Genomic DNA, 7,932 nt, shown 5'->3' with positions numbered 1-7,932 from the left:
TGGGCCGGAGCACGAACCCGCTGCGCGGGAGGGGTGCTGGCGGAGGGGGTGAAGTAGAACGACAGGCGTAGCGCGGGGACTGATCAAGGCCGAACATTCCGGCTCCTTCAACTGAGGAGTCGAGCGATGAACGATCTTGTACCGGTTATTCCAGCCACTCCGGTCAGCCCGCTGCGTCAGCGGCTGATCGACGATATGACCATGCGGCACTTCAGCCGCGAGACGCAGCGTAATTATGTCCGCGACGTGGGGCGGTTCGCCGCCTTCCTTGGGCGTCCTCCCGATACGGCGACATCGGAAGATCTGCGCCGCTTCCAGGTCGAGCAGCGTGAAGCAGGCATGCCCATACCAACCATGAACAGCGTGGTTTCGGCACTGCGCTTCTTCTTCACCCATACACTCGACCGGCCTGACCTTGCCCGGCGGCTCGTTCGCATGAAGCAGATGCGCAAGCTGCCGGTGGTGCTGAGCAGGGATGAAGTTGTCCGGCTGCTGGGCGCGACCACCTGCCTCAAGCACCAAGCCGCATTGTCGGTCGCCTATGGCGCCGGTCTGCGCGTGGGCGAAGTGGCGATGCTCAAGGTGCGCGACGTGGACAGCGAGCGGATGCTGCTCCGGGTCGAACGCGGCAAAGGCGGCCAGTATCGCAATGCCATGCTGCCTGCCGATCTGCTCACCCTGCTGCGGCAATGGTGGAAGCTGGGCCGTGAGCAAGGCGTGATGCACCATGATGGCTGGCTGTTCCCTGGCCTGCATGCCATGAAGCCGATCAGCACAAGGCAACTGCACCGCATTGTCGTCGAGGCGGCACAGGCTGCAGGGATCGCCAAGCGCGTCAGCCCGCACACGCTGCGCCACAGCTTTGCTACCCACCTGCTCGAAGACGGCATCGATATCCGCATCATCCAGGCATTGCTCGGCCATGCCAAGCTGGAGAACACCGCCTTCTACACCAGGGTCGCAACCAGAACAATGCATGCGGTGACCAGTCCGCTCGACAAGCTAGGCATGTTCCTGCCCAGTGAGGGGACACCACCGGGCTGAACTGGTGCGCACCTCGTTCGAGGTCGCTGACATCTTCTGCGCTACTGGTCCAGCATACCGGGCCACCCATGCAGGACATCTGAGCCTGCAGCAGCTCAAGGTCATGTCAGCGATCGAGCATTGCCGGACCGCTGCGCTGGGCGGCCATGTCGAGGCCTGCGCCTGTTGCGGGCACTGGCGGATCGCCTACAACTCGTGTCGTAACCGGCACTGCCCCAGGTGCCAGGGCGGTGCGGCGCGCACATGGCTGGCAGCGCGCGAAGCCGATCTGCTGCCGGTCGGATACTTCCACGTCGTGTTTACCCTGCCGGCCGAGGTTGCCGCCATTGCCTTTACCAACAAGGCGCTGGTCTATGATCTGCTGTTCAAGGCTGCGGCAGAGACCATGATGACGATTGCGTCCGACCCGAAGCACCTCGGCGCAAAGATCGGCATCACCGCCGTGCTTCACACATGGGGATCGGCCATGACGCATCATCCGCATGTCCACATGATCGTCCCGGGTGGCGGTATTACGCCCGATGGCAAGCGATGGATATCGTCACGCCCGGCCTTCCTGCTGCCGGTGCGGGTGCTGGGTGCCTTGTTCCGCCGCCTGTTCCTCACCCGACTGATGGCGCTGCATAATGCGGGCAGGCTCGCTTTCTTCGGCAAGTTGACCGGGCTGACTGATCGGCGGACGTTTCTCAAGCACCTCTCACCAGTGCGCAAGAAGCGCTGGGTGGTCTACACCAAGCCGCCCTTCGCCGGACCCGAAGCGGTGCTCGCCTATCTCTCGCGCTACACTCACCGCGTCGCCATATCGAACAGTCGCCTGATCCGGTTCGATGGCCAAGATGTCATCTTCCGCTACAAAGACTATCGTCGAGACGGCACCGACCGCCAGCAGGTCATGACGCTGCCCGCCGACGAGTTCATCCGCCGGTTCCTGCTCCATGTCCTGCCAACCGGCTTCCACCGTATCCGCCATTACGGCCTGCTCGCTGGTGCCACGCACAAGGCCAATATCGCGCTCGCCCGCAAACTGCTGGAGGTCGCGCCACCTCCAGAAGATGAGATCACCGATGAGCCAGAAGATTACCGCCCGCCGTGCCCACATTGCGGCGGGCACATGATCGTCATCGAGACCTTTGCGCGCTGGCAGCAACCACGCGCGCCGCCATCCTCCATACCGCCCATCCGGAAATTTGCGCCATGACCCGGCATGGCTCGATCTCACCGAACCGGGCACGTGATAGGCTTCCGGCAATGCCGCCGCTCGTCCTGCAGATCATCAGTCGCATGAAAACCGCCATGACACCATCGCTATTGAGCGATCTGCTGACCAAATCCGGGCCACAGACCTGCCCACCTGACCCATCCGGCACGCTTCCCAGCCAGTGTCATCAAGCCACCTGGATCGACAGAAAACCGAAATCCCCATAGCCCAACGCATGCGGCCCGCGGGTTCGTGCTTCGGGGACTTCCGTACGCCTACGGCGCCCGGAACCCTTCACGGAAGACGACAGTCTGCTTTCAGGCATCCGGCGGCGCAAAGCAGACACTCATACCGGCCAGACCGGCGCCGCTTTTCCAGATAACACGCTCCAGCCAAGCAATAGGTGTGCTATGACGCGTCATGGCATCCAATGAATGCAACGAACTAAATGACGCCGGCGAAGGCGTCCTTGATCTCTTCTTGGACGAATCCGGGTTTACCGGTTCACGACTCCTCGATGCCAACCAACCCGTTTTTGCTTACGCATCCGTTGCGATTGAGGAGCAGCGCGCGTGGGAGATACTTGATCGTGCGCGGAAGGATCATCCGGTCCAGATGCCAGAATTGAAGGCGCAGAAACTGCTGTCGTCCGAGAGGGGGCGGAACCTAGTCGCTCAGGTTCTTGCCGAGATAGACGGTCTCTACTCCTTCGTCGTCCAGAACAAGCGGGTGGTGCTCTGTGGCAAGCTTTTCGAATACGTTTTCGAGCCGGTTTTCCAGTTCTCGCCCGAATTGCTGTATGAGAAGAACCTTCATCGTTTTGTGGCAATGTACTGCTTTATCAGTTCGGTCGACGGGGTCGGCGAGGAGACCCTTGTGCAGTTCGAAAGGTACATGCGCTCGCTCGACCCCGGCGACGCCCCCCTGCTTTTCGATCCGGATGCATCGGCGCACCTACCGGAAGACCACCCCCTCAAGCTCGTATTTCGATTCGCGAACGGATATCGCGACATCATCGTCGCCGACAATGCGCGGCTGCGAACAACGACGCCCGACGAAGGAAAGTACGTACTCGACGTATCTGCGGCAGGGCTTTGGAGCCTTCTAAATCATTGGGGGCAAAAGAACCGCCCATTGCGAGTGGTTTGTGACGACAGCAAGCCGATCGCCGCATTGCTTCCTTCCCTAATCGACGAGGGCAAAGAGTTTGCAATCCAGAGGGCCGTTGCACTGGGCAACTCTCCCGAGCAATTTGGTTGGGATCTGGCCGAACCCGTCGCCCTAGCCGATTCTCGCGGAAGCCCAGGTCTGCAGATCGCGGATTTGATCGCCAGTTCCGCGACCCGGGTTGCGAAAGAAGGAGATGAAAGTTCTGAGATAGCGAAGGCGCTGGATCGTCACATTCATCCTCACTCCATCGGAACGGACTTGGCACCCGTGCAGCTGGGCACGCGTCAAGCGGACGTGAATTGGCTCGTCCTCATGGAATTAGCCGAGCGTGCAGACTGTCAGGACGACCCACGTTTCGGTCTCGAAGCGGTGTATGAATACGCAGAAAAGAGCTGGACGCCAGATCGTCTCGGCGGATGACGGGCCGATTGCTACCGGCAGCTTCCAGGCCGCAAATCGAGGATAGCTGTCGTTCGCGCACGGTCTTCAAGAGCGGCCGCTTCCGACTAAATCCGGTGGGTTAAGCTAGGTGCCGCGAACGTCTGCTCCTGACAGAAGCTGCCAATGGATCGCTGCAATGCAGGCGCCCCGCATGTCGATCATAGCAGATCGCCCCTTGATCGACTGAAAGCGGACAAGATCGCCAATCTATCGAGTGACCTCAAAGGCGACATTCTGTTACTTGGTGGAATGCCGCTAATGCATCCGACCGCGACGAAGCTCCGATGACGCCGATCATTCGGGGCGAAGGGCTGACCCCCTCGGAGAAGCGACTGGCGCAATTCGCCGACCGCGCGTTCCTGCGACTTTGGTCCTATCCAAACACATTCAATGACCGTACCAAGACCGCTTGCGGCGGGGGGCAGGAGATCGCCGATCTGCTCGCGGTGTTCGAGAACCATGTTGTGCTGTTCAGCGACAAGGCAATCAGCTGGCAGGAGGACAAGCCGATCGAACTCGCCTGGTCGCGCTGGTATCGGCGGGCGATCGACGGCGCGGTCGCGCAACTAAATGGTGCCGAACGCTGGCTCGATCTCCATCCCGATCGGGTTTTCACTGACAAGCACTGCACCCAGACCCTGCCGGTGCCGCTGCCAGCCAAAGCCGACCGCATTACTCATCTCGTCGCGGTGGTCAGCGGTGCCGAAGAAGCGGCACGCCGCTACTTCCCGGATCCGCGCGGGTCGCTGATGATCATTCCTTCGCTCACCGGCGCGGCACACGTCGACACTGGGCGCGATGGGTTTCGCCCGTTCATGATCGGCGACGTTAATCCTGACGGCACCTTTGTCCATGTGTTCGATCCGATCGGGCTTGAAGTCGTGATGAGCGAGCTCGACACGGTCGCAGACCTCACCAATTACCTTGTCGCTCGCGCGAAGGTCCTGCGCTCGGGGATGATAAGCTTCGCCGCCGGTGAAGAACATCTCCTCGCGGCCTACATGATGAACGGCTTCAAGGATGGCCGACCCGGGTTCGTGCCCAATAAGATGCGCAAGCGCACACGGCGCGCGCAGCTCGGTATCCCCGAGGGGGAGTATGAGATTTATGTTTCCTCGCAGCTCTACGCCGAGCTCGCCGCACTCAAGAAGACGTCGATGCTGTGGGATGAAGTAATAGAGTTGATTGCTGAGGATGTGCTCAAGGGCACGTCGATCTCGATCCTTAATTATGAGCCGAGCATCGCGCTGTCCGAAGCCGCCCTCCGCGTCATTGCCGCCGAACCCAGAATGAACCGCGTCTCGCTCGCCCACGCACTATGGGGCGCGATGGAGCGGTGTGTCGGCGAGGATATGGCGCGGTTCGTGAGGCGAACCTTCGTGACCCGCCGCTTCCCGATGCAGCGCATTGGCTATCTGTTCTTGATCCTGCCGCAGAAAAGGGGCGCCGGCACCTATGAGGAGTATCGCGCCTATCGCGCTAGTATGCTCCAGACCTATTGCTACTCCCTGTTCCGCGAGCAGCCCAAGCTCGACACGGTGGTCGGCATGGCATTCGACATTTATCTGAAGGACGGCGAAATCCGCACGCGCTCAGAGGACGTCATGGCGATGAAAAAGCCGGACTGGACGCCCATGGAAATCGAAACCCTTGAGGCCAATCGCACGCTGTTCGAAATGAAGGACCCTCGCGAGTTCGAGGGTAGTGCAGTGCGGCACCGTATCCGCAATCCCTTTCGCGCTAGCCTGCGCTCGCCCTGAAAGCGAGGGACCGGAACCGCCGCGCGCATGACCGATCAGCCGGCCTCCGGTGCTAGCAGCCCTTTCGCCAGCGTGGGCTTGCTCTCTTGGCACGCGCGGGGAATCTTGTATCCGTCTTGCGTCGGCCGTTCCTCCCGGGGTCATACATGAAGCACAAGTCAATCGATTTAGCCTCCGAGGTCAGGCGCGCCACGCTGCCTGAAGGTCTGCACGGCTTCCTCTTTCCGCTGTTCGAGGCTGTCTCGAACTCCCTTCATTCCATCGAGGAGCGCTATGGGGGTGATGTAGAGCGGCAAGGCCGCATCGAGATCGAGATCTCAAGTGGTGATCGCCAGATAGTCATCGCTGACAACGGCGTCGGGCTCGACGACAATAACCTCGCTGCCTTCCTTACACCGTTGACCGGCAACAAGTTCGAGCGGGGCGGCAAGGGGTTCGGCCGCTTCATAGCCTTTAGGATCTTCAGAGAGGTATTCTACTCCTGCCGTGAGGCCGACGCGTCGGGCGCGGTGACGGGCGAGACGTATAGCTACAAGCCGTTCGCGACCGATGACAACCTGGTCGAGATCGACGCGGGTGACGGTGCGGGGGAGCATCGCTTCGATACTGGGCTGACCGTGCTCATGCGGTCGCCCCTTGATGAGGCTGCGGACTTTTTCGACCTCACTGGCCAGCGCTATTTGGGCGAGGTCGCCGAGGATGCCATAATTGCCGCTCTGCTCAATCATTTCCTGATCGAATTCATACAGCGGAAGATCCCGAAGCAGACGGTACTGGCCATTGATGATGCACGCTTCAATTTATACGATCACTTCAACGATTCCCTTTTGGTTGGTGGATCCCGGACAGAGTATCTGGAAATCGGCCAAACGAGCCGGCGGTTCGACTTCAGCTACTTCAAGGTCGACGAGACTCAGGCCAAGAAGCACCGACTCTACTTTTACGCCAACAACCGCGCCGCGAGCGACTTGGAGAACATTTCGTCGGGCGTGAACAACAAACCTTTCGTCGAAGCGAGCGAGACCGGTCTACGCCGCTACTTCTATCTGGTGGCCGTATCGAGCGACTTCTTTGTCTCGTCGCAGTCGCGTGACCGGATCACGAACCTCCACGGCAAGGTGGTCCGTGACGGCGTGAAGAAGTCGATAAAGGACCATCTCGTCGCATTGGCAAAGCAGCATATTCTGGAGATCGAGAGCGCCTATACCAGCGAGCGTCGTGCGAAGATGGTCGCCGATGTAGAGCATCTGATTGCGGTCGATCCGCTGCTCCGGCGAGGTCTTGGCGACCGCTCGCCCGAGGACTTCGTTAGGAAACGGTCCATAACAGAGACGCGGGAGCAGCTGGCTCAGGACCTATTCGTGGAGCGCTTCCGCAAGAAGTTCGACTTTTCAAAGCTGGACCAAAACGCCAGCGTCGAGCAGCTCGAGCATCTGGTCAAGACGCAGATCCCGGCAGACGCCAAAGAGGCGCTGGCGGTCTATGTAGCCTATCGCAATCACGTCATCACGATCTTCCGCGAACTCCTGAAGAAGCAGGAGAGCGGGCTGGCTACTGAGGATAAGGTGCATGCGTTGATCTATCCGCGTTACAAGGACAGTGACGAGATCGACTACAGTTCGCACAACCTGTGGCTGTTAGACGACGACTTGGCCTACGCGCAGTACATCTCAAGTGATCGCACACCGGACGGCAACCACAGGGCCAAGGGGGAGTACGCGCACGACCTGCTCGTCAACAATCAGAACGAGCTCATGGTGGTCGAGATGAAGCGCCCTCAAAAAACGGGATACGCCGCTGGCATCGAAAGTTCGACCAATAACCCGGTCGACCAGCTGAAGCGACAGATCTCAGACATCCGCACTAAGGGCAAGATAAAGACCTCCGCGGGTCGCGAGGTCGCGGTTCCGCCGGACACAATGGTGCGCGGATACGTGATTGCCGATTGGAACGACAATCTCCAGAAATACCTTCAGATGGAGGATTTTGTCATCACCAACTACGGTGGGCAGATGGCGTATCGGTATTTCCAGTCTCTCAACCTCATGCTTGAGGTCGTCGCCTTCGATCGTCTGGTCGATCGCGCCACCAATCGCAATGAGGCCTTTGTGCAGATGCTAGAGGGGCGCTCCTCCTACGATCGCAAGCCGAAGGGGACGCTCGGAAGCTTTGGCACGATAGGGGAACGGAAATAGCGATCGTCGGTGCGTACTATGGTGGCTGAATGACACCTTCGAAATTTACATGTCACTTTGGACCTGTTGTTCAGTAAACCCCACCGACGTCGAGTGGCGTACCCGATGCGGACAATCGGCGAAC

The 7,932-nt window shown here is 59.8% G+C and carries 5 protein-coding genes; all 5 read left to right on the top strand.

Going from position 1 to position 7,932, the window contains the following annotated elements; all coding sequences use genetic code 11:
• Positions 1–126: 126 nt before the first annotated feature.
• On the top strand, positions 127–1,044 hold the full coding sequence (locus GRI47_RS13930) for a tyrosine-type recombinase/integrase (RefSeq protein WP_160661972.1): 918 nt from the start codon (positions 127–129) through the stop codon (positions 1,042–1,044).
• Position 1,045: 1 nt separating this feature from the next.
• Positions 1,046–2,242: an IS91 family transposase gene (locus GRI47_RS13925; RefSeq protein WP_160661981.1), complete on the top strand. Its 1,197-nt coding sequence runs from the start codon at positions 1,046–1,048 to the stop codon at positions 2,240–2,242.
• Between the two features lie 420 nt (positions 2,243–2,662).
• On the top strand, positions 2,663–3,832 hold the full coding sequence (locus GRI47_RS13920; protein WP_160661971.1) for a DUF3800 domain-containing protein: 1,170 nt from the start codon (positions 2,663–2,665) through the stop codon (positions 3,830–3,832).
• Positions 3,833–4,137: 305 nt separating this feature from the next.
• Positions 4,138–5,613 (top strand): hypothetical protein, encoded by a 1,476-nt coding sequence (locus GRI47_RS13915; RefSeq protein WP_160661970.1) that lies wholly within the window; start codon positions 4,138–4,140, stop codon positions 5,611–5,613.
• 146 nt (positions 5,614–5,759) lie between these two features.
• Positions 5,760–7,808, top strand: coding sequence for an ATP-binding protein (locus GRI47_RS13910; RefSeq protein WP_196847535.1), 2,049 nt, complete (start codon positions 5,760–5,762; stop codon positions 7,806–7,808).
• Positions 7,809–7,932 lie beyond the last annotated feature (124 nt).

It is taken from the genome of Qipengyuania pelagi (assembly GCF_009827295.1).
GTDB classification, from domain to species: Bacteria; Pseudomonadota; Alphaproteobacteria; order Sphingomonadales; family Sphingomonadaceae; genus Qipengyuania; species Qipengyuania pelagi.
The sequence above is the reverse complement of the archived record's forward strand: the minus strand, read 5'-3'. Positions and strand labels throughout refer to the sequence as shown.

Coding starts and splice junctions, on each gene's coding strand:
- GRI47_RS13930 (WP_160661972.1), top strand. CDS start 127: ATGAACGATCTTGTACCGGTTATTCCAGCCACTCCGGTCAGCCCGCTG.
- GRI47_RS13920 (WP_160661971.1), top strand. CDS start 2,663: ATGGCATCCAATGAATGCAACGAACTAAATGACGCCGGCGAAGGCGTC.
- GRI47_RS13915 (WP_160661970.1), top strand. CDS start 4,138: ATGACGCCGATCATTCGGGGCGAAGGGCTGACCCCCTCGGAGAAGCGA.
- GRI47_RS13910 (WP_196847535.1), top strand. CDS start 5,760: ATGAAGCACAAGTCAATCGATTTAGCCTCCGAGGTCAGGCGCGCCACG.